Source organism: Agromyces luteolus, assembly GCF_009729855.1.
Lineage (GTDB): Bacteria > Actinomycetota > Actinomycetes > Actinomycetales > Microbacteriaceae > Agromyces > Agromyces luteolus.
Genome location: NZ_WODA01000022.1, coordinates 145,063 through 166,301 on the forward strand (window position 1 = coordinate 145,063; position 21,239 = coordinate 166,301).

The 21,239-nt window shown below is 67.9% G+C and carries 15 protein-coding genes; 6 read left to right on the forward strand and 9 right to left on the reverse strand.

Annotated elements, in window-relative coordinates; all coding sequences use genetic code 11:
- Positions 1-73 precede the first annotated feature (73 nt).
- The 4 genes from GLX25_RS11390 to GLX25_RS11405 all read left to right on the forward strand — a co-directional run bounded on the left by GLX25_RS11390 (position 74) and on the right by GLX25_RS11405 (position 10,469).
- Positions 74-2,542, forward strand: a complete 2,469-nt coding sequence (locus tag GLX25_RS11390; protein ID WP_155842570.1) for a hypothetical protein — start codon at positions 74-76, stop codon at positions 2,540-2,542.
- A gap of 104 nt (positions 2,543-2,646) precedes the next feature.
- On the forward strand, positions 2,647-5,334 hold the full coding sequence (gene mobF / locus GLX25_RS11395) for a MobF family relaxase (protein ID WP_155842571.1): 2,688 nt from the start codon (positions 2,647-2,649) through the stop codon (positions 5,332-5,334).
- 356 nt (positions 5,335-5,690) lie between these two features.
- Positions 5,691-9,674, forward strand: a complete 3,984-nt coding sequence (locus GLX25_RS11400) for a hypothetical protein (protein ID WP_155842572.1) — start codon at positions 5,691-5,693, stop codon at positions 9,672-9,674.
- Positions 9,675-10,127: 453 nt separating this feature from the next.
- On the forward strand, positions 10,128-10,469 hold the full coding sequence (locus GLX25_RS11405) for a PAS domain-containing protein (protein WP_155842573.1): 342 nt from the start codon (positions 10,128-10,130) through the stop codon (positions 10,467-10,469).
- Between the two features lie 86 nt (positions 10,470-10,555).
- Here the strand turns inward: GLX25_RS11405 and GLX25_RS11410 are convergent, their stop codons facing one another.
- From GLX25_RS11410 to GLX25_RS11420, 3 genes are all read right to left on the reverse strand, one after another.
- Positions 10,556-10,912 (reverse strand): hypothetical protein, encoded by a 357-nt coding sequence (locus tag GLX25_RS11410; RefSeq protein WP_155842574.1) that lies wholly within the window; start codon positions 10,910-10,912, stop codon positions 10,556-10,558.
- A 35-nt stretch (positions 10,913-10,947) separates the two neighbouring features.
- Positions 10,948-11,217, reverse strand: coding sequence for a hypothetical protein (locus GLX25_RS11415; protein WP_155842575.1), 270 nt, complete (start codon positions 11,215-11,217; stop codon positions 10,948-10,950).
- 155 nt (positions 11,218-11,372) lie between these two features.
- A complete protein-coding gene (locus GLX25_RS11420; RefSeq protein ID WP_155842576.1) occupies positions 11,373-12,053 on the reverse strand; it encodes a TIGR00266 family protein in 681 nt (226 codons plus the stop codon).
- 122 nt (positions 12,054-12,175) lie between these two features.
- Here GLX25_RS11420 and GLX25_RS11425 point away from each other — a divergent pair, with 122 nt between their 5' ends.
- Both GLX25_RS11425 and GLX25_RS11430 read left to right on the forward strand, forming a co-directional pair.
- Positions 12,176-12,997: a CPBP family intramembrane glutamic endopeptidase gene (locus GLX25_RS11425; RefSeq protein ID WP_155842577.1), complete on the forward strand. Its 822-nt coding sequence runs from the start codon at positions 12,176-12,178 to the stop codon at positions 12,995-12,997.
- A gap of 25 nt (positions 12,998-13,022) precedes the next feature.
- Entirely contained in the window at positions 13,023-13,961 is a 939-nt protein-coding gene (locus tag GLX25_RS11430; RefSeq protein ID WP_155842578.1) for a CPBP family intramembrane glutamic endopeptidase, read from the forward strand.
- 78 nt (positions 13,962-14,039) lie between these two features.
- Here GLX25_RS11430 and GLX25_RS11435 read toward each other — a convergent pair whose 3' ends face one another.
- From GLX25_RS11435 to GLX25_RS11460, 6 genes are all read right to left on the reverse strand, one after another.
- On the reverse strand, positions 14,040-15,749 hold the full coding sequence (locus GLX25_RS11435) for a SulP family inorganic anion transporter (RefSeq protein ID WP_240898313.1): 1,710 nt from the start codon (positions 15,747-15,749) through the stop codon (positions 14,040-14,042).
- A gap of 30 nt (positions 15,750-15,779) precedes the next feature.
- Positions 15,780-17,183 (reverse strand): DUF1254 domain-containing protein, encoded by a 1,404-nt coding sequence (locus tag GLX25_RS11440; RefSeq protein WP_205719874.1) that lies wholly within the window; start codon positions 17,181-17,183, stop codon positions 15,780-15,782.
- A 150-nt stretch (positions 17,184-17,333) separates the two neighbouring features.
- Positions 17,334-17,582 carry a YHS domain-containing protein gene (locus GLX25_RS11445; protein ID WP_155842579.1) on the reverse strand — a complete coding sequence of 83 codons (249 nt, stop codon included), beginning with the start codon at positions 17,580-17,582 and terminating at the stop codon, positions 17,334-17,336.
- 27 nt (positions 17,583-17,609) lie between these two features.
- Entirely contained in the window at positions 17,610-19,937 is a 2,328-nt protein-coding gene (locus GLX25_RS11450) for a heavy metal translocating P-type ATPase (protein WP_155842580.1), read from the reverse strand.
- A 29-nt stretch (positions 19,938-19,966) separates the two neighbouring features.
- The gene (locus tag GLX25_RS11455; RefSeq protein WP_240898314.1) at positions 19,967-20,965 is read right to left on the reverse strand and encodes a heavy-metal-associated domain-containing protein; all 999 of its coding nucleotides are present in this window, start codon (positions 20,963-20,965) and stop codon (positions 19,967-19,969) included.
- The gene (locus GLX25_RS11460) at positions 20,946-21,155 is read right to left on the reverse strand and encodes a heavy-metal-associated domain-containing protein (RefSeq protein ID WP_155842581.1); all 210 of its coding nucleotides are present in this window, start codon (positions 21,153-21,155) and stop codon (positions 20,946-20,948) included. The genes GLX25_RS11455 and GLX25_RS11460 overlap by 20 nt, the downstream gene beginning before the upstream one ends.
- Positions 21,156-21,239 lie beyond the last annotated feature (84 nt).

The following is a 21,239-nucleotide window of genomic DNA, read 5'->3' on the forward strand; positions in this document are numbered from 1 at the left end:
CGATTTGGAGCACCCGACTCCGTCAGTAGGTATTCCGCCCGCCAGCCGATTCAGAACGGATCAACTTCATTCCATGGGACGACGACAGTCACGAGCGAACAATGGGCGAGCCCGGGAAGCGCGCTCGCTTGAAACGCAGATCGACCGACACCTTCGCGCAGCCGAGCGTTTCGCTATTTTGCAGGGTGACTCCGACGCCGAAACCTTGGTGAACATTGAAACAGCGATCAAGAGAGGTGTCGCTGAGTTGCTCACCCTGATCGACGGTCATTCCGCGTTCGACGTCATCGCCAACTCATTCATGCAGAACCTTGTCGGCGACCCGGAATCCTATGAGGAAACAACACACGAAGGCGCACCGATCGTAACGGAGCTAGTCGCCCTCGTGGCCATGAGTTCGGATCACGCACAGCGACCTGCCATCGAACAGGGTTGGCCTCCTATGGACGAGGTCCAGACTCTGGCACTACAGATCCTGGAACTGGGGCGTTTTCGCCAGGTACTGGGAAAAGTGAATGCCGACGACACGCAGGAGCTTTCTAGCCAACTCGCCATGCGCGAGTTCACGATTCGCAACGCTGCGTATCCGCACATGATGGAGGAGTTTCTTGACGACCTCACCTCGCGGCTCGATGAAGCGGAACGCGTCGTCGAGGTGCTCGGATTTCGACCGTCAGATGGGTTTCGGATTGTCCAGCAGATCACTCAGAACCGGCACGACCGGCTGAGTGCCCGCATGCATCGTGTCGGCGAGATTCAGGATCAAGCCGAAGCGCTCGCCCGTGTGCTCCCTGAGTCGCAAGATCGGGCTGTCACCGCATCTGACGATGATCAGGTCTACGAGAATTGGTACGCAATATGGGGAACATTTTGGCGAGACATTGAAGAACTCGGACTTCTGGATGTCGATGAACTTGCTGCCCAAACGGAGATCTCACCCACTGTCGTATCTCGAATCATCGCCGCACTGACGATTGATCTTTCGAAACAGAACTCGATGGATCTTGTCGAAAGCTTCCTGGGCGGGCGTAATCCTTTCCGAGGATCTCCCATACTTCAGGAGTCAGGATCCGGCCGCTTGATGGCGGTGCACGAAGTGGACATCCTCCCTGCGCTCAGGGTCGCCATGGAACGAGTACTCATTGGTTCACCCGCGGAGGCCGAGTACACGGAGGTTCGTGCCAAGCTGGTTGAAACCACCGCGTTGGGCTTCCTCGTAGCGATGCTTCCCGGAGCAAGGATTTTCCCATCGTTCGAGCACTTCGCGCCGACCGATCCCGCCATCAAGGAGGGACCTGAGGCTTACACGCAGCTAGTCGAATGTGACGGACTCTTGCTCCTCGACGATGTCGCGATCGTTCTCGAGGCAAAAGCCGGAGCGCTGTCTCAGAAGGCCCGCGAAGGCAATCGCGCACGTCTTGGGAGTGACCTTCGGCGCCTGGTATCGACGGCGTCCCAGCAGGCTGCGCGACTTCGGGATCTCATTCTCACCGACCGACAGGTTGTCCTGCGCGATCGCTCGGTCATGGATCTGAGTCACGTCAAGGAGGTGTACTCCATCGTCGTGATACTTGAAGACCTCAATCAGTTGGCAACAGTAACCGACGATCTGGTGCGCACTGGGGTGCTTCGCGGCCCCCTACTTCCGTGGGTTGTGAATCTGTTTGACCTCCGAATAGTGAGTGAAGTCATTGATCGACCAGCGGAGTTTCTCATCTACTTGCGCCGCAGGACCTTGCCCGAGCTAACTCGAACTGTGCTCGCGCAAGATGAGCTCGACTATTTCATGTACTTCTTATCCGAAGGCTTGTATATCGAGGTGGACCCGGACGTGGAACAGCAAGAATGGAAGCATTCCCGTGTGACGACAGCGAAGCGCCGGAAATTTCGAAATCAATCCGTCACCATCCTCGCGAGCCATACAGTCTCACTCGATTCCTGGTATTTCTACCAACAGGGCGACCGCCATACACCCGCGCCTAAGCCGCACCTGAACGTCCGCGATGAACTCAAGTCGTTCGTAGATCTCATCGCCGACGCTCGGCCCCCGGGCTGGCTGCCGACCGCAGCAGCGCTTCTCAGCGGCGACGCAAGTACTCGACGCGGGGTTCTTGAAATGCCTGCGATCCTCGGCGAAATGTCGCACCGCGACGGTTTGCAGCACACCTCGACGATGGTGTTGGGGGATCGGAGACAGAACCGAATGCTGATTGTGTGGCTCGTGGTCCCCGCTCGAGTATCTGCTCAAATGCAGGAGGAGCTGATTTCAAGTCACGAACAATACCTCGCGGCGAAGAAGCATCAGTTGGATCTTGAACGCGCCGCCATGATGATCTTCGACAGCGACGGACAATACCTCGGACTGAGATTCGACAATCGAGACGTTGGGCCGGACGCTGATCTCGACGAAGCCATTGCCTCCCGCGGTCTGCGCGTGGAGAGCGCACTCACGCCGGCTCAACTCACGATGAGGCTTCGCGCCGAGCGGTCGAAAGCGTCACCATCTCCCTCGGGGAACAAGAACCGGAAGGAGCCGCGATAGCAACGCGTGCCGTTCCGAGTGATCGCGCCTGAGAAGCCTTCCGCGTGAATGGACGTATGCTACCGTAGATAGTTGCAAGAACCTGAGTTAGCTCGGAGGGCGGCATGAAGGGCGGCGTGATCCTCTACCGGGGTTCCGGGGCAGACGCGGGTCGCTACCTCGAGTCCGATCGATCGCGGGCTGACGAGTACTACCTCGAGGGCGGAACATCCCTCGCCGAGTTCTCGGTCGTCGACGACGACGGCGAGTTGATCGGCGAAGGCGCACTGACTCCCGGCGAGTACGGCCAGTGGGTCGACTGGGTCAATCCGCTCACCGGTGAGACGATGGGCAAGCCCCGCCTGCCCGGCGACGGACGCCACGGGTCGCCGCGGTTCGCGGAGATGGTCGTGAACGCGCCCAAGTCGCTGTCGATCGCGGCCGCGCTTCATCCTGAGGTATCCCACGCGCTCGACGTCGCGCAGCGCGATGCGGTCGCCGAGATCCGCGCCTGGCTCGGCCAGCACTCAGTCACCCGCGTCGGACCGCGCGGCGCGCAACGTGTCGTGCCCATCGAGCAGCTCGAGACCGTCGCGGTCTCGCACAAGACGTCGCGGGCCGGAGACCCGCACCGTCATATCCACCTCCAGGTCGGCACGAGGGTGTGGGCCGCCGACGCGTGGCGCGGCCTCGACACCGCGGCGCTCTTCCGGCAGCAGGGCGCGATCCGCTCGCTCGGCACGGCCGTCATCGCCGGGCATCCGCAGCTCGCGGCCGCGCTCGACGCGCACGGCCTCACCCTCGACCCGGTCACCGGCGAGGTCGCCGAGTTACAGCCGTTCAACGCGGTGATGAGCAAGCGGGCCGAACAGGTCGCGCGCAACCTCGCGCGGTTCGAGAAGGAGTGGCGCAGCGCGCATCCCGACCAGGAGCCCGGCCCGGCGGCGATGACGCGGCTCACGGCGATGGCGTGGGACCACGAGCGACCGCACAAGAAGCCGACGAAGCTCGGATGCGAGGCGGCATGGCGGTCCGAACTCGAGGATGCCGGCTACCGACCCGACCTCGAGCGTGCGCCGGCCCACCCTCCGATCGCGCTCGAGGAAGTGCGGGTTCAGGACGTCGCGTCCCGCGCCCTCGACCGTTGCGCCGCGACCGCGTCGACGTGGACGGTGCACGACATCCAGGACCAGGTCACGCGCATCATCACCGAGGCCGGCGTGCGCGCGGAACCGCGACAATTGCGCGAACGCATCACGCTCGCGACTCGGTTGGCGGCCGACGATTGCCTGTCGGTCCTGCCGCCTGATAGCCCGCATCCCGAGCACGTCGCGCACTTGACGAGCGGGCACGTCATCGCCTGCGAGACCCGGCTGCGCGATCTGCTCGCCGCGCGCGCAACGTACACCGGACAGCGCACGCCAGACCTGCGCCGCATCGCACGCCGGCTCGGTCTCGACCCGGCCCAGGCCCGAGCGGCTGCGGCGATCGCGTCCGTCGATCCGCTGGTCATCGTCGAAGGCGCCGCCGGCGCAGGCAAGACAACGATGCTGGCCGCTGCCATCGCGGCCGGCGCCGAACACGGTCGCGCAACACGAGTGGTCACCCCGACGAAGAAGGCCGCGGATGTCGCACACAAGGAACTCGGGATCGCCGCCGACAGCGTCGCGAAGCTCCTCCACGAGCACGGATGGCGCTGGAATCGCGACGGCGTCTGGACGCGGCTTGCCGTCGGTGAGCGCGATCCACAGACGGATGCCGCGTACACCGGCCCCGCGGCATCCGCTCGGCTCTCCCGTGGTGAGCGCATCGTAGTCGACGAAGCGGGCATGCTCGACCAGGAGACGGCGCTCGCACTCCTCACCGTCGCCGGCGAGTACGGCGCGACGCTCGCGCTCGTCGGCGATCGAGCGCAGCTCGCGGCCGTCGGCCGCGGCGGTGTGCTCGACATCGCCGCGGAACTCCTCACCCGGGTGCACAGCATGACCACCGTGCACCGCTTCGCCGATCCCGGGTACGCCGCGCTCACCGTGCGGATGCGGCACGGAGACGACCCGACAGCCGTGTTCGACGACTTGCACGCGCGCGGACTCGTCGTGATGCACGAGAGCCCCGATGCGATGCGTGCTGCGCTCGCACTCGAGCGTCGCGACGGCGACGCGATCACCGTCGCGACGAACGATGAGGCACGCGAGCTGAATGAGCGGTTCCGCGACGAGCGGGTACGCGTCGGCGAGGTCGACGACCATCGGACGGCGCTCGGGAGCGACGGGCTGAGCATAGGGCGCGGCGATCCGATCCAGACACGCCGGAACGACTCGGCACTGCGCGTGGCGAACCGACAGACCTGGGTAGTTCAGGGCGTCGACGACCATGGGGCTGTGTGGGTGAAGGAAGCCCTCGCCGGCGCCCGACAACGTACGGTGCGACTCACGGCCGAGTACGTCGCGGAGCACACCCATCTCACCTATGCGTCAACCGCCTATGGGATGCAGGGCGCGACGGCGCCCGCGTCGCACACGGTGCTGACCGATTCGATGGGCGCGGCAGACCTCTACGTGGGGATGACGCGCGGACGGAACGCCAACCGCCTCCACGTCGTCGCGGCCGACCTGAGCGAGGCGCGCGAGCAGTTCGTGCTCGCGATGGAGAAGGACCGCGCCGATCGCGGAGTCGACCGCGCTGCGGACGCCGCTCGAAACTCTGTGCGCGGTCTCGTCCCCGCCGCGCATCAACCACAGAACGCTGCCCCTGCTCCATTTGAGCTTGACACGGCTCGGCGCGGCAGGCGACAGCCAGACCTCCGCCTCTGAACACCCGGTTCGCATCTGTCCGAGCGATACAAACCGAGGAGAAGCGGATCAACGGCCAGATCCGAGTCCCGTTCGGTATCGCGTGCGCATCGCGGAGTCCCATTCTGGAAGAGTGTCAAGCAATTGCGCTCCCACCGACGCGTGTATCGCTACTCGTCGCGTGGTACCGCGATTCGATGGGCCATTGCAGTTGACGGAGAGGAAGAACGATGCCGCGGAATCGTCGGCGAGGTAGTGACGGGGAGGCGGCGAGACGGGCGGCGCAACGGATGCAAACCGCCACGACCGCAAGCTCTGAAGCCACCCCGGCGGACCTATTCGGCCGGCTCCGGCAGGGCGCACGCAATGTCGCCGGGGTGAGCTACCAGATCGGCTTGTCCGCGGCACTGTTGGTCCGCTCAGGAATGGGCGGCTGGCCCGACATTACCGCGGTACGGCCAGAAGGCTTTGAAGACATCGACTGTCGTCTGGAGGACGGCGGCTGGCTGTTCGTTCAATCAAAAGAACGCTCCCCTGGGAACGCTCTTGGCGCATCTGGTGTCGCCGAAGCCATAAGGCACGCGCTCGAGCTGCGTTCAGTGACGGCAGACGATGGACCGCGAAGGGTTGCCGTGGTGACGAACGAGCGGTTCGCGTCGAACGTGCCCGTGACCGGCTGGAGCTCCACTCTGTCCGGCCAACTCGGACTCGACAATCTTCGCGCGGCGCTGATCGCCCAAGGGATGGACGCGGCGGAGACGGAACACGCTTTGTCGCTGACTTCGACTGTGATCGTTCCCGACCCACTCCAGCCCGGCATAGTGCGCGGCGTGCTGGATGGCTACGGGGTTGCAGACATCGTGGCCCGCGCTGTGCATGCGCACCTCGTCCACGAACTCGCACGGATGGCTGGCGAGCAGCGCTCACGTGAGCTGCACGACGCGTTCGTCTTCGAGCGGACGCGCATCGATCGACTTGTGGAGGATGTGCAGCGCGCCACAGACCTTACGCGGCTCTCGCGCGCCGTCGATGCCGGCGTTTGTGAGTTCGCCGATTTTGCGCACGGGACTCCCGACGACTTGACCACGTTCTTCAGTGGCGTCGCGGTCCTGCCCACGCACATCGCTTCAGGGCTCGATGTCCTTCGCGTAAGCGAAACCGAGCGGGCGCTCGAGGCCCTGAGCCGTTCTCGTCAAGCGCTGATCGTGGGCCCTAGCGGTACCGGCAAGTCCGCACTACTTTGGCGGACCGCGTCGATGATCGCAGACGGCTCCCGTGTCATTCGAGTCACACGCGTATCCTCCGATTCCGATGTCGCGCTCCTCGTGGATCACGTAGCCGCCCTCGCCCCGGACGCCTCTCGTCCGGTGATTGTATGCATCGACGACCTGGGTCGAGCGCGGACCTCTGCGTGGCCAGCTGCCCGCGACGAGCTTCTCGCTATGACCGGCGTGTCTGTGATCGGTGGCTGCCGTCAAGAGGACTTGACCCCGGAGATTGGGCGGCGCGCAGCGCTCGTGGACTCGCGGCTGGATGGTGCGTCCGCGCACGCAGTAATTCAGGCAATGCAGACCTCTGGAATCAGTCTCGCGGTCGAGCCGGAGGAAGCAATCGACCGTGGCAATGGGCTCATGATGGAGATGATCGCCTTTGCGACAACAGGCCGTCACCTAAACGAGGTGCTCTCGGATCAAGTGGCGATGCTCTCGACCCGGGATGTGCTCGCAGTCGAGGCCCTCCGCTACATCGCGACGCTGCACACGCTCGGCCACGCCCTGCCTGCCGAGCATCTCGGCCGCATGTGCACTCAGGACGGCGACTTGTCGCACTCATTGCGGCTGCTTCAGGACGAGCACCTCATTGCAATCGAGGACGCGACTGCGTGGCGAGCTCTGCATGACCTCCGTGCCGAGGTGCTGGTCGAGGTGCTCCACGCATCCCCGCCGCCCACCCTCGGTGCCACCTATGCCCGCGCCATCGCTGGCGTCCAGCCACGCCTGCGCCCGGAACTCGTCCGCAGGGCGGCCACACGCCTCACGAGACGGTCGTCAAGTGCTCTCGGCCTCAGCCGTGAGCTTGGTGCCCTCGCCGATATGATCCGCGACCAAGTCCGCCGCGAGATCGATCACCCGAGTGAGGCGACGGCGGGCCGGGTCGCCGAGTGGGTTCAGGTCGCGGAGAGACTCGATGCACTGAGCTACGTGCACGCCGCGCTCCGGGTCGTGAGCAACTCAGTCCCTGACACCGCCGACCCCACCGACGTCCTGCTGTTGGCATACTCCCATCAGGCATCCGACGTGCTCGCCGAGCTGGACCTTCTACGGGACATCCGCGACCTCGCGGCCCGACTGCCCCAATGGTCGCCGAGCTCGGTTGAGACCGTCCTCATCGCGCTCGACCCCGGAGGGGTCGACACCGCCTTCGTCACGGCAGACCTCGAATCGGCGATCGCGCTCGCGGAGGCGATCGAGGGCCGGATACCGGTATCCGCTGCCACCGTCGCCCGCGTCCTCGAATCGCACCCGGTCGAGCCTGGAAGCCTGAGAAGTGTTGGCCTTCGTGCTCAGCTCGTGGCAGCTCTGTTCTCCGCCAACGATCCAGCACCCGAGGAGGTCGACGGCCTGTTCGGTGCGGTCGCGAGCCGCGCAACCCTCGCCGTCGCCGCAGACCCCTCCGGATACGAAGCAGTCGTCACAACAATTGCGGCCACGGCCCTGCCCGAATCCCGAAGTGCGCTCGTCAGGCCGCCCCGCTCGGAAATCGCGACCGTAGCCACCGCGAAGGCGTTTGCGCGCGCAGATCCGAACTACGAAAGCGATAGCTACCCGGATCAGCCCGGGACCAACGCAGCGTCGGTCAACGCTCAGGCCGTGCGGTTCGTTCGGCGGCTGTTTGACATGTGCCCCGAACTCGACCTCGTAACGGTTGATGTTGTGCAAGCCCACGGTGAAACCGACATGATGGGCGTGCCCTCCGACGGGCACAAGTCCATCCGTGCCGGCGTGGTCCCGAGGGCGGTCGAACAGCGTCGGAACATTGCAGTTCAGGCCGCTGCGATGTCGACACGGAACAACGAGCGCTGGTCTGATCGATGCCGAGAGCAAGCCGCACTCGCGAACGATCTCGCCACGCTCCTCAATGAACTTCCGCGCCGGTTCGCACCCAACGACCATGCCGCTCGGCGAGGGGATTGGTCACACAGGGTGCGCCAAGTTGCCGCCCGCGCAGCCAGGATGCCAGGAATTCCGGCGCCGCGCCCATTCCTCGACGAGGTAGCGACTCTTCTCGGCTCGAACGCGGCCGACCTTGAGCAGCGCGTCAGAGAGTCCGATAAGGCTAGGAAGTTCTACGACGCTGTCACCGGGTCGCTGTTGCAGGTGGTCCAGTCGGGGTTCGATCAGCATGCTGTCCACGGCGCCGGCCTCCGGTTGGCGGCGGCCCTCAAACTGTTCGACGAGGCCGAGACAGGGCCCCAGCTCCCGGTGTACGCGGCAATCGGTCCTACACTGCCGAGCGCCCTCCGCGATTCAGTCCTAGTCGCCTCACGGATGCTGACCTGTTTCGAGCGCCTCCCTGCCGGCGCCCTCCGCGTCAGCAGCGTCGGCGACCGCGCCTTGACGAACGCACTTGACCAGCTGGCAATCGGACAGGCGGCCGCGACCGCGGATGCCGTCATGGCGCAGCTCGAGGCGGCGGGAGTGTCGGATGTGACCGTGGCGACCTATGAGGCCGCCGAGCCTGTGCCCGCATGGAATCACCTGGGGGTCAGCGTTGCCGTGGTTCTGGACGACTGGGCCGCGACGGAACGAGCGCTTCGCGAGTGGGACGTGCACGCCCGAACCGAAGCTGGCTTTGACAGCGTGGTCGTCGCGTCGGCCCGTGACGGCGGACTGGCGATCCCAATCGGCCTGGTGCTGTTCGGATCTGGATCACGAGGAACCCCCGCAACCGACGAGTACCTTCAGCTAGCTCGAGTCGTCCATGCACTGGACGAGGTCCCCCACGTCTACCGCGCAAGGATGGGCACTTACCTCGACCAACTCATCTCGCTCTCGCAGGCCAAGAATCTGCGCCTTCACCGGCCCGGGCACTGGCCGGCGATCCCCGATCCGCCTCCGCTTCCCGCGCCGCTGACCGTCTCGGAAGACGACCCCGCAGCATGGAGTGCGGCTGTAGAGCGGGCGGCCGCGCTCGCAACCGAGGTCGGCGCCGACGATACCCGTGGTGCTCAACTTGCCGTCGACCTCGCCCGGCTCGACATGTACCAGACAGGTTCTGCCCACGCCCAGCTCGCGAGCCTCGTGCTCGAGGTGGGGTTCCTGACCCTGGAAGCCGATGTCGATATTGCGCGAGCGCACTAGTGGGGAGGGCTTCCGGTGACCGCGCTGGGGTTCGAGCGGTCCAAGGTGACTCGATCTTGGGCCATTAAAGGGCCATTAAAGGCCTGAAAACCAACTGAAACCAACTGTGACGATTTCGCGGAATCCCTGATCAGCGCGATATCGCAACCACAAGAACAGTGCCGAAAACCGCCCAGGCTCACTGAAAATCGAAAGGTCACCGGATCGATGCCGGTCGGAGCCACAGCTGAAAACCCCCGGTTCGCCGGGGGTTTTCGCGTCTCCGGAAGGAGATGCGTTCGGCATGGCCGGCCGCCAGAACCACCCTCGACCCGCGGGACGCACAGGCGCCCGGTGAGGTCGCACTCCGCCCCATCCGAGCAGGCCGAAGGTCTCACGCGGTGCGCGAGCGCTGGTGGTAGCGTCTCGCGCGCACGCACGTCCGCGCCGGCGGGCCCTGCTCACTGAGGAGGCATGATGCGCATCACCGACCTCGAGCCGTTCAAGAACGTCCCGTTCTACCTGTGGGTGAAGGACGCGACAGGCACCTACCTCTGGGGCAGCGAGCGGATGGATCGCTTCGCGGGAGGTTCGGTGCAGGGTAGGACCGACGCCGACTTCGGTCCGGCCGCGGAATCACCGGAGACGGCAGCGACCCTGGAGGCGAACGACCGGCACGTGTTGGACAGCGGCGAGCCGCTGTACACGCACGAGCAGATCGAGGGAGCCGGTGACGTGAGCGTCTGCAAGTGGCCCGGCGAACTCGACGGCGAGCCGGTCACCTTCGGGATCTCGTTCGCGGTTCCCGGCGACTGAACGATCGAGTTCTGCGGATCCCCCCGCGAGCCCCTGACAGCGACTGGGCCCGGCGCAGCGCGCCGGGCCCAGTCGGAAGGCGTGTGTCAGTCGAAGAATTCGTTCGCCTTGCGGGACCACAGCAGACCGAGGCCGATGAGGGCGATGATGCCCTGGATGAGCGGACCCCAGAAGCCGTTCCCGAAGGTGAACACTCCGTAGACGGCGATCGCCGCGTTCAGCACGAAGACGACGGTCATGATGATGCGCGACGTGTTGCTGCCGCGGAACAGCCCAAGGCTGACGGCGATGGTGATGGCTCCGATCACGATGGTCAGCCACGCGGGCAACGAGCCGAAGCCCTCACCGAACAGGTGGATGATGCCGCTGATGATCGCGATGGCACCGTTGAGCCATGCGAGGACGGCGACGAGTGTGACGCCGCCGGGACGTTGACCTGCCATGGTGTTCTCCTCCTTGGTGTTCAGTGGTCTGCCGGTCAGGCTCCGTCGCCGGAGCGCCATTCGATGTACCGGGCGACGAGCGCGAACATCTGCACGCCGGCCCAGGAGACGACCGCGGAGACCGCGATCACGAGCGCCGAGAAGAGCCCGGCGAGGATGCCGACGAGGACGTCGTCGGCGATGATGAGCGCCTGGATGAACCCGATCACCGCCGCGATCGCGCCGAGGGTGAGGATGACCGCACCGATCACCCCGTAGATGCCGCCGACGGTGCCCGCCCGACGGTTCAGCGTTGCCTTGTCCATGCTTCTCTTTCCTTTCGCGGGGATGCGCGCGTCACCGCACGCACCGAGGAAGCCTCGACTGCACGTCAAGCTGCGATTCGCCTGTGAATCGCAGTGGTTCGAAGCATACTCACAGCTTGTCGCGGAGCGCGAGGACACGCCGCGTTGTGCTGCCGCTACGACCCGGAGGAGCGCTGCGGGTTGACCCGCTTGATCCACTCGATGAGATCGAAGCTCGATCGTGTCTGCAGCCACACCCTGCCGGGGCCGGTGAAGTCGGTCACGAGGCCCTCGCCGCCGAGGATGGTCGACTTCCAGCTGCCCGCCTTCCGAACCGCGTACTGCACGGTCTCGTCGAACGCGACGACGTGGCCGGTGTCGAGGGTCATGGTCTCACCGGCGGCGAGTTCCGCGGGCACGATCGCCCCGTAGGTCGAGAGCAGCAGGTCGCCGGTTCCGGTGCAGCGGAGCAGGATCAGCCCCTCGCCGCTGAAGAACGACTTGCCGCCGCCCCACTTCGAGTCGACGTCGATCGTCGGGTCGGATGCGGCCCAGGAACCCGATTGGACGAGCAGCGCCGTCCCACCGTCCAGCGCGACCTTCGTCATGTCGCCGGGCAGGGTGGCGGCGACGCCGACCTGGCCGCCGCTGCCGGAGTGGAAGTCGTTGACGAAGAAGCTCTCGCCGCCGAGGCTCCGCCGCAGCCCCTTCATGAAGCCGCCCCGCGTCGACGTCTCGATCGTGATGTCGCCGCGGGTCATCGCCATGGCCCCGGCCTCGACCCGGACGGACCCGCCCGGCGGAAGCGTCACGACGCCCATCGCGAAGGCCGGTCCTGAAGAGATGTCCACGTCCATGCGTTCCCCCGAATGCTCGTCACGTTCGCCTGCGCCACACCCTACTGGTACCGGACTCTGCCGTCCGCTACGGTGACCGTAATTTCGTGTTGGCCGGCACCCCCGACGGAAGGATCCCCCGCATGTTCTTCTGGACGATGCTCGCGCTGTCCGCGGCATCCGGGATCTTCGCGATCATCTGGTACGCCCGCCACGACCGACCGGTGTGGCGGAGCATGGGCATCACCGTCACGAGGTGGACACCGCTCGACATCCCCGTCGGCCTCGTCATCCCGTTCGTCGCGATCACGCTGGTGTTCCTCGCCGAACTCGCGCTCGGCGCGATCGAGGTCGCGGGCGCCGACACGGACTGGTCCTCGATCGGCGGCGTCCTCGGCGAGATCGCCGGGTTCGCGCTCTTCGAGGAGGTCGTGTTCCGCGTGCTGCTGCTCAGCGGAGCGATCATCCTGCTCCGGAAGGTGCCCGCCGGACGGTGGATCGCGGTCGCAGCGACCGCGCTGATCTTCGGCGCCATCCACCTCACCAACGAGAACGCGACCCTCATCGGCGCCTTCGGCACCGCACTCGGCGGCGTGATCTACGGCGTCGCGTTCGTGGCCACCCGATCGATCTGGCTGCCGCTGTTCCTGCACATCTCGTGGAACCTCAGCCAGGCACTGTGGGGCTTCCCGGTCAGCGGCAACACGCAGTGGCCCGGATGGCTCACCTCCGAGTCGATCGGGAACGAACTGCTCAACGGCGGCGCCTACGGGCCCGAGGGCGGCATCCCCGGCATGCTCTCCCGCGTCCTCATCGTCGCCCTCGTCCTCGTCTACGTGAAGCTGATCTGGCGGGACGGCAGTGCCGCCACGCTCGTCTACGCACCGGACCCGGTGAGGCGCGACCGCTCCCCCGCCGCCGGGAACGAGCACGCGACCGCACCGTCGCCGTCGCACACCCCCTGAAGCAGCGAAACGACAAGGAGCCCCGATGTCGATCCGTTCCCTCGCCTTCGTCCAGGATGCCGCGGCAGGCAATCGCGTCACGCGCTGGTGGCTCGCCTACATCCTCGTCCTCGTCGCCGGGATCTTCGGCGTCCAGGCCATCTCGGTCGCGGCCCTCGACAGGCAATGGCCCGTCGAGGAAGGTTCTGCCGCCGCGCAACTCCAGGAGGCTGCCGCATTCGCGGCGCTGCTCGGCGCCATCTTCCTCTGGGTCTGGCTGTTCGAGCGTCGCCGACCCAAGACGCTGGGCCTTCGCCGACCCGGCAGGGGGATCCTCGTCCTGCTGATCGGCATCATCGGCGGCATCCTGCTCCAGTCGATCCCCATCGGCTTCCTGCTGCTCACCGGCAACCTCGAACCGGTCGACGGGCCCTCCGGCGGCGCGTCAGGTGGCGGCGCGATCCCGCTCCTCCTGCTCATCGTGGTGTTCGTCACCGTGCAGGCCGGCACGGAGGAGGTCGCGACCCGCGGATTCCTGCTCCAGAACTCCGCGTACCAGCTCCCCGGCTGGCTCGCGGTGCTCCTGCCCGCGCTGCTCTTCACTGTGGTGCACTTCGCGTTCGACCCCCTGCCGTTCGCGACGATCTTCCTCTGGGCCCTCTTCGCGTCGTTCGTCGTGCTCCGGCTCGGCTCCCTGTGGCTCGTGATCGGCATCCACACCGGCTGGAACTTCGCGATGGGCAACCTGTACGGCATCTCCGTCAGCGGCCTCCCGGCGCACTCGAACTCGCTCACCTACCTCGCCCCGACCCCCGGCGCGCCCGACTGGCTCACCGGAGGCGAGTTCGGCACCGAGGCGGGCGTGCCCGCGGTGATCGTGCTGGCGCTGTCCACCCTGATCGCGTTCCTCGCGTTCCGCGGCGCCCTGAAGCAGCGGGGACGCGGCGAAGGCCAGGCCGAGACCGCGCCCGCCCGCTCTCACTGACGGCGGCGGCGGTCGTCGTCAGTTCGGGCGGGTGCAGCGGGCTTCGCACCCGCCGACGTGACGACATCCCTAAATGCGTCAGTCGCTCGCGGCGACGCCGGCCACCGCGGCCCGGTTGGTGTCGTACACGGCGACGCCGTCGAGCAGGCCGAACCGGTCGAGCAGGCGCCGGACGCTCGGACGGACGCGGCTGTACGCGAGCGTGACGTCGTGCTCGTCGAGCCAGCGTTGCACGCCCCGAAGCGACTCGGCGCCCGTGACATCCAGGTCGGTGATCGCCTCGCAGTCGAGGACGAGGTGGCGCACGGGGGTCGCAGCATGCTCGACCGCGGCCTTCGCGGCATCCGAGAACGACGACGCGTTGGCGAAGAACAGGGGGGCTCCGAGGCGGACGACGACCACGCCGGGCGCCGTCACCGCCCCCGCCGGTGCGGGATCGAGCAGCGAGTCCGTCGGGTGGTCGTCCTCGGCGAGGACGTCGAGCGAGGGGCGCGCGGCCCGGCGTGCGAGGTTCACCAGCGCGAGCACGAACGCGACGAGGATCCCGGGGATCGCCCCGACGAACAGCGTGACGGCGAAGCACGCGATCGCGATCGCGAACTCGAAGCGGGCGGAGCGCCAGAGCCCGGCGAACTCCCGCACGCCGAGCAGGGGAACGACCGCGACCGCGACGACCGCGCCGATCGCCGGCGACGGGATGTCGGCCAGCAGCGCCGTGCCGAACACCAGCAGCAGCAGGGTGCCGACCGCGGCCACCACCGCGGGAAGCTGGGTCCGCGAGCCTGCGAGGTCCATCGCCGCGGTCCGCGACGCGGACGCCCCGACGACGTACCCGCCGGTCGCGCCGGCGGCGAGGTTGCCGAGGCCGAACGCGAGCAGGTCGCGGTTCGGCGCGTCGCGGTAGCCGTGCCGCTCCGCGTAGGCGCGCGCCACGAGCAGCCCCTCGGCGATCGTGACCAGCACGAGCGCGAACGCCGACGGCACCAGCGCGACCCAGGTCGTCCAGTCGAGCACCGGCCAGGTCAGCGTCGGCGGGCCTGCGGGCACCTCGCCGAGCACGTCGACGCCGGCCCCGTCGAGGTCGAGCAGCACCACGGCGATCGTCGACGTGACGAGCACGACGAGCGCCCACGGCACGAGGCGCGCCACCCGGCGGCCGACCACCAGGATCAGGATCGACACGACCGCGATCCCGACCGACCAGGCGTCCGTCTCACCGAGGTTCGCGCCGAGCTCGGCGAGCTTCTCGACGAACTCCTTGCTGGAGTCGATCGAGACCCCCAGCATCTTGGCGACCTGGCTGACCAGGATGTCCAGCGCCAGTCCGGCGATGAACCCCACGAGCACCGGCTTCGACAGGAAGCTCGCCAGGAACCCGAGCTTGAACACCGCGCACAGGATGAACACGACCGCGCAGATGATCGCCTGCGCGAGCGCCATCGTCGCGTAGTCCGCGTCGCCCGCGACCGCGAGTCCGCCGATCGATGACGCGACCAGGGCGGATGCCGCGGCATCCGGCGACGCGACCAGCTGGCGCGACGACGCGACCAGGGCGAACACGATCGCCGGGACGACCAGCGCATAGAGCCCGGCCGTCGGGGGAAGGCCCGCGATCTGCGCGTACCCGATGTTCAACGGCACCGCGATCGCGAGCAGCGTCACCCCCGCGCCGACCTCACCGGCGACGTTGCGACGCGTCAGGCCGGCGAAGGGCCGAGACATCCGTCGCCGTCGCCCGCTGACCTGCTCCTCACCCTCGGGCGTCGTCGCGTGCGAGTCCTCCCCCATGCGAACTCCTCCCCTCCGTCGCCGTGCGGCTCAGGCGCGGACGATGGCGGGCGGGTTCCACGATCCGTCGAGGATCGCGTCGTCGGGCCAGTACGCGCGGAGGTAGAGCGTGAACTCGTCATCGGGCGCGGGCAGCCAGTTCGCGAGCGTCGCCGGGTCGGCGGGCGCCGCGCCGCCGACGGTGATGGTGAGCGAGCCGTCGGCGTCGAACGTGAGGTCCTGGTTCTTCGTGCCGAGCGAGTACCGGTCGAGGTCGTTCGGGTGGAAGAAGTGGTGACGGTTGTAGACCGTGAGCGACCAGAATCCGCGCACCGGAGGGAGTTGGTCCGCGTCGAACCTGACCCTGTACCCGTGGGCCCCGTGCAGGCGCCGCCCATCGGCGTCGAGGTCCTGGTAGAAGTACGAGGTCTCGTTCGGCGTGTTGACGAAGATGTTCGACTTCCCGACCGCGGTGCGCAGGAGGTACTCGGTGCCGAAGCGCGCCCCCGATCGCTGCGTGGTCCAGTTGTGGTCGACGGGGATGCCGTAGTTGCGGAACTCGAACAGCTCCTTCACCGTCACGTCGGCGTCGAGCGCGGCCTGCCCGAGCGCCGCCGCGATCTCGGGATCGCGGGCTGCACCCTCGAGCACCGTCCGGAACCAGGCGTAGAGCGATTCCTCGCCCGGGAGGGGCGGGATCTCGTCGAGCACGGCCGGGAACACGTCGAAGAACGTGTTCGGGTCGACCCACTGGGTCTCCTCCTGGTCGCCGGTCGCATCGGCGTTGCCGAAGCTCGGCACGTTCGCCCAGTCGGTCACCTTCATCGTGCCGTCGAACTTCTCGAGCGGATAGACGCAGATCCGGTTGACCACAGGCGCGACTGCGGCCCGGTCCTCCGCCGTGTCGTCGAGGAAGACCCGCGGGATGACGATCCCGATCCGCGTGTCGTACCTGAACACGCCTGCGATCCCCTCGGGGACCTCGCCGTCCCAATCCTCATGGGCCAGGAGGTAGTGCCCGGGCTTCGTGCCGTACATCTTGCCGAGCTCGACGAACGAATCGGTGCGCTGGTTCACGATCTGGTAGACCCAGAACCGGTCGCCGAAGTCGGGCACCTGCACGACCGCCGGTCCGCGCTCGGCGTCGAGCGCACCGAAGCCGTACACGACGTCCTGGTTCGGGCAGGCGACCACGCGCTCCTCGGGGCGGATGTAGTCGTGCAGCATGCCGATGTGGTTCGGCGGCCCCGCGGGGACGATCCCCACCAGCAGGCCCGGCTCAGGAACCTGCTCCATGATGCTCAGTCGGTTGTGCATGTTGACGAGGGGCCAACCCCAGAGGTAGGCGGTCCTCCCGACCTCAGCCGCGTACGCCGTCGTGATCCTCTGTCCAGCCTGCTCCACCACGAATCCCCCATCCGTCGGGCCGCCCGCGACCTCGCGAGCCGTCGCCACTTCCGGAGTCTATGGTCCGGTCCACGCGGATGACCACCTCGCTGCGCGTCCTTCGATGGGGGATTGCCCGGATGGTTCGCGTACCGTCCTCACGGCACGGCGCCGAAGCCCGTCGGGGCCGACCGAACGGCCGGCCCCGACGGACCTCGGTCAGGCGACCGCGTACTTCGCCGGCTCGGCGTCGAAGAGCGGACCGCAGGCGGCGCAGCAGAACCAGTACCGCTGGCCGTGGTGGTCGCGGAACAGGCCGGCCTGCTCCGCATCGGCCTTCACGACCATGCTTCCGGGCATGACCGGGCACTCGGCCAGGTCGTCGCCGCCGCGGAGCAGGTCGGTCGCCTCGGCGGGCTTGACGGCGTGCCCGCGGGCGTCGCCGGTGCCGCAACAGTGTGCACTCATGGGTGGTGTCCTTTCAGGTCGCGTGGATCACGCGGTTTCGAGTTCCCGCGCCGGTGCGGTCGCGGTGGTGGTGGCGCGCGGGGCGCCGTTGGTCCGCGAGCGGAAGGTCCGCAGGCGGAGGCTGTTGCTCACGACGAAGACGCTGGAGAACGCCATCGCCGCGCCGGCGAGCATGGGGTTGAGCAGGCCGAGGGCGGCCAGGGGAATCGCGGCCACGTTGTAGGCGAAGGCCCAGAACAGGTTGGTCTTGATCGTCCCGAGGGTGCGGCGCGACAACCGGATGGCGTCCCCGACGGCCCGGAGGTCGCCGCGGACGAGCGTGATGTCCGCCGCCTCGATGGCCGCGTCGGTGCCGGTGCCCATCGCCAGGCCGAGGTCGGCCTGCGCGAGCGCCGCGGCGTCGTTGACGCCGTCGCCGACCATCGCTACGACCTTGCCCGATGCCTGCAGGTCGCGCACCACCGCGACCTTGTCGGCCGGGAGCACGTCGGCGATGACCTCGTCGATGCCGACCTCGTCGGCGACGTGCCGCGCGACCGTGGCGTTGTCGCCGGTCAGCAGCACGGGCGTGAGGCCGAGGCGGCGCAACTCCGCGATCGCGTCGCGGCTGGTGTCCTTGACACGTTCGGCGACGACGAGCACGCCGCGCGCGACGCCGTCCCAGGCGACCAGCACCGCCGTCTGCCCCGCCGACTCGGCGTCGGACTTCGCCTCGCGGAGTTCCTCGGGGACCTCGACGGCCCAATCCGCGAGCAGCGACTCGCGGCCGACCACCGTCAGGTGCCCGACGACGATGCCGTGGACGCCCCGGCCCTCGTGGTTCTCGAACGACTCGACCGTTGCGAGCTCGCCGACCCGGGCCGTGGCGCCGGCGGCGATCGCCTGGGCGATGGGGTGCTCCGAGGCATCCTCCAGGGCTCCCGCGATGCGGAGCACGTCGGCCTCGGTCTCCCCGGTCGCCGCGAACACCGCGAGCAGGGTCATCCGCCCGGTCGTCACGGTTCCGGTCTTGTCGAGCACCACGGTGTCGACCTTCCGGGTCGACTCGAGCACCTCGGGTCCCTTGATCAGGATGCCCAGCTGCGCGCCTCGACCCGTGCCGACGAGCAGCGCCGTCGGCGTCGCGAGGCCGAGCGCGCACGGGCACGCGATGATCAGCACCGCAACCGCCGCGGTGAACGCGGCGGCCGCCGGGAATCCGGCGCCGAGCCAGACGCCGAGCGTTGCGGCGGTCAGGGCGAGCACGATCGGGACGAACACCCCGGAGATCCGGTCGGCCAGGCGCTGGACCTGCGCCTTCCCGGACTGTGCGTCCTCGACGAGCTTCGCCATCTGCGCGAGCTGGGTGTCGGAGCCCACGCGCGTGGCACGCACGACGAGCCGGCCGCCGGCGTTGACGGTCGCACCGACCACCGGGTCGCCCACGGTCACCTCGATCGGCACCGACTCGCCGGTGAGCATCGACTGGTCGACGGCGCTGCGGCCCTCGACGATCACGCCGTCGGTGGCGATCTTCTCGCCCGGGCGCACGACGAACTCGTCGCCGACGCTGAGCCGCTCGATCGGGATCCGCTCCTCCCGACCGTCCTCGACCACGGCGACGTCCTTCGCACCCAGCTGGAGCAGGGCGCGCAGGGCGGCACCGGCGGTGCGCTTCGACCGCTTCTCGAAGTACCGCCCGGCGAGCACGAACATGGTCACGCCGGCGGCGACCTCGAGGTAGATGTTCGCGGCGCCGTCGGTCGGCGCCACGGTCAGCTCGAACGGATGCGTCATCCCGGGCGTGCCCGCGGTCCCGAAGAACAGGGCGTACACCGACCACAGCAGCGCGGCGGACGTGCCCACCGAGACGAGCGTGTCCATGGTCGCGGCGCCGTGTCGCAGGTTCACCGCGGCCGCCCGGTGGAACGGCCAGGCCGCCCAGACGATGACCGGCCCGGCGAGCGCCAGCGACAGCCACTGCCAGTACGGGAACTGCAGGACCGGAATCATCGCCATCAGGATGACGGGGACGGAGAGCACGACGGATCCGATCAGCCGATGCCGGAGGGTCCGCAGCTCGCCGTCCTCGGCCTCGTCGGCCGGGTCGGCGTCGGCGCGCGCTGCCGTCGGCGGCGTCGGGGCCTCGGCCGTGTAGCCGGTCTTCCGGATCTCCGCGATCACCGCGTCCGCGGTGAAGCCGGGCGGGACCTCGACGCGAGCCTTCTCGGTGGCGTAGTTGACGGTCGCGCTGACACCGTCGAGCTTGTTGAGCTTGCGTTCGATCCGCATCGCGCAGGATGCGCAGGTCATCCCGCCGATGTCGAGTTCGATCACGTCGGTCGGCGGTGCCGCCTGCTGGGTGCTGTCGTTCATCTCCGGTTCCTTTCGTCGGTCACGTCGTCTCAGTGACCGTCGGCGTGCTCGCCGTCGTCGCCGTCGCCGTGTGCATCCGGCCCCGCAGCGGCGAGCGCAGCGTCGACGGCGAAGGCGGCGGTGTGCACCTGCCCGTCGACCTTGAAGTCGACGTAGAGCAGGTAGGCGCCCGCGGTGGGCGGGGTGGCGGCGAAGCGGATGTCGGGACCGAGGCCGGATGCCCCGGCGGTCTCGGCCTCGTCGAGGGGGTGGGCGTGGAGGTACCCGAGATCGCCCGCTCGGAGCATCACGAGGTGCCCCGCAGCGCCCAGGTACGGCTCGATGGTGGTCACGGGGCGTCCGTCCCGTCGCACGGTGAACTCGAGCTCGGCCTCCGCACCGGCGGCGAGGTCGCCCGCGAGCTCGACCGTGAACGGCCCGGCCTCGGCGACCCGGGAGCCCGGCGCGGGCGCGTCGGACGGGGCCACGAGGCCGTTCGTGCTCGCGGTGGTCGTGAGCGTGAGCGTCTCGCTGTGCCCGGTCGGACGGAAGTCCGCGAAGAGACGGTACGTTCCCGCAGCCTCCCATTCCCAGGGGATGCTCCAGTGCCCGTCGTGCTCGAGCTCGGGGTGCACGTGGCGGAACTGCGCCCCGTCCGAGCGCACCACGATCAGGTGCAGCGGCCGTTCATGCGTCTCGTCGAAGGCCGTCACCGCCTCGCCCTCGGCGTCGAGGATGCGGAAGTGCAGCGACTCGGCGCTGCCCGCCTCGTCGGGCGCGTGCAGGTCGGCCAGGCGGTACCCGTCGGCCTCGATCGACAGGCCGGGGACCTCGTGCGGCATGGATTCCCCCTCGGGTGCGTCGGGCGCCTCGTGCGGCCCGCCGTGCGACGGTCTACTGTTCTCGCTCTGCTCCGCCCACGCGGCGACGCGGTCGGGCGGCACGATCAGGGAACCTGCGGCGATCGCGAGGCCGAAGACGCCCGCGACGCCCGCTCCGAAGAGGCCGAGCCGAAGGGCGGGGCCCATCTCACCGCGGCTGCGCGACATAGCCGGCCTCCTGAACGGCATCGATCACGGCCCGGTGGTCGAGCTCGGTGTCGGAACCCACGACCAGGCGGCCGGTCACGGCCGACACGTCGACGCTCCGCACACCGGCGATCCCGGAGACCTCTTCACGCACGGACAGTTCGCAGTGCCCGCATGTCATTCCGCTCACCTGGTACTCGTACACGCTCATCGCCTCATCCTTTCGATAGGGGGTAGGGGTATTACGGTATGCTGGACAACCATATACCCCACTGGGGTATTCCGCACACGGAGG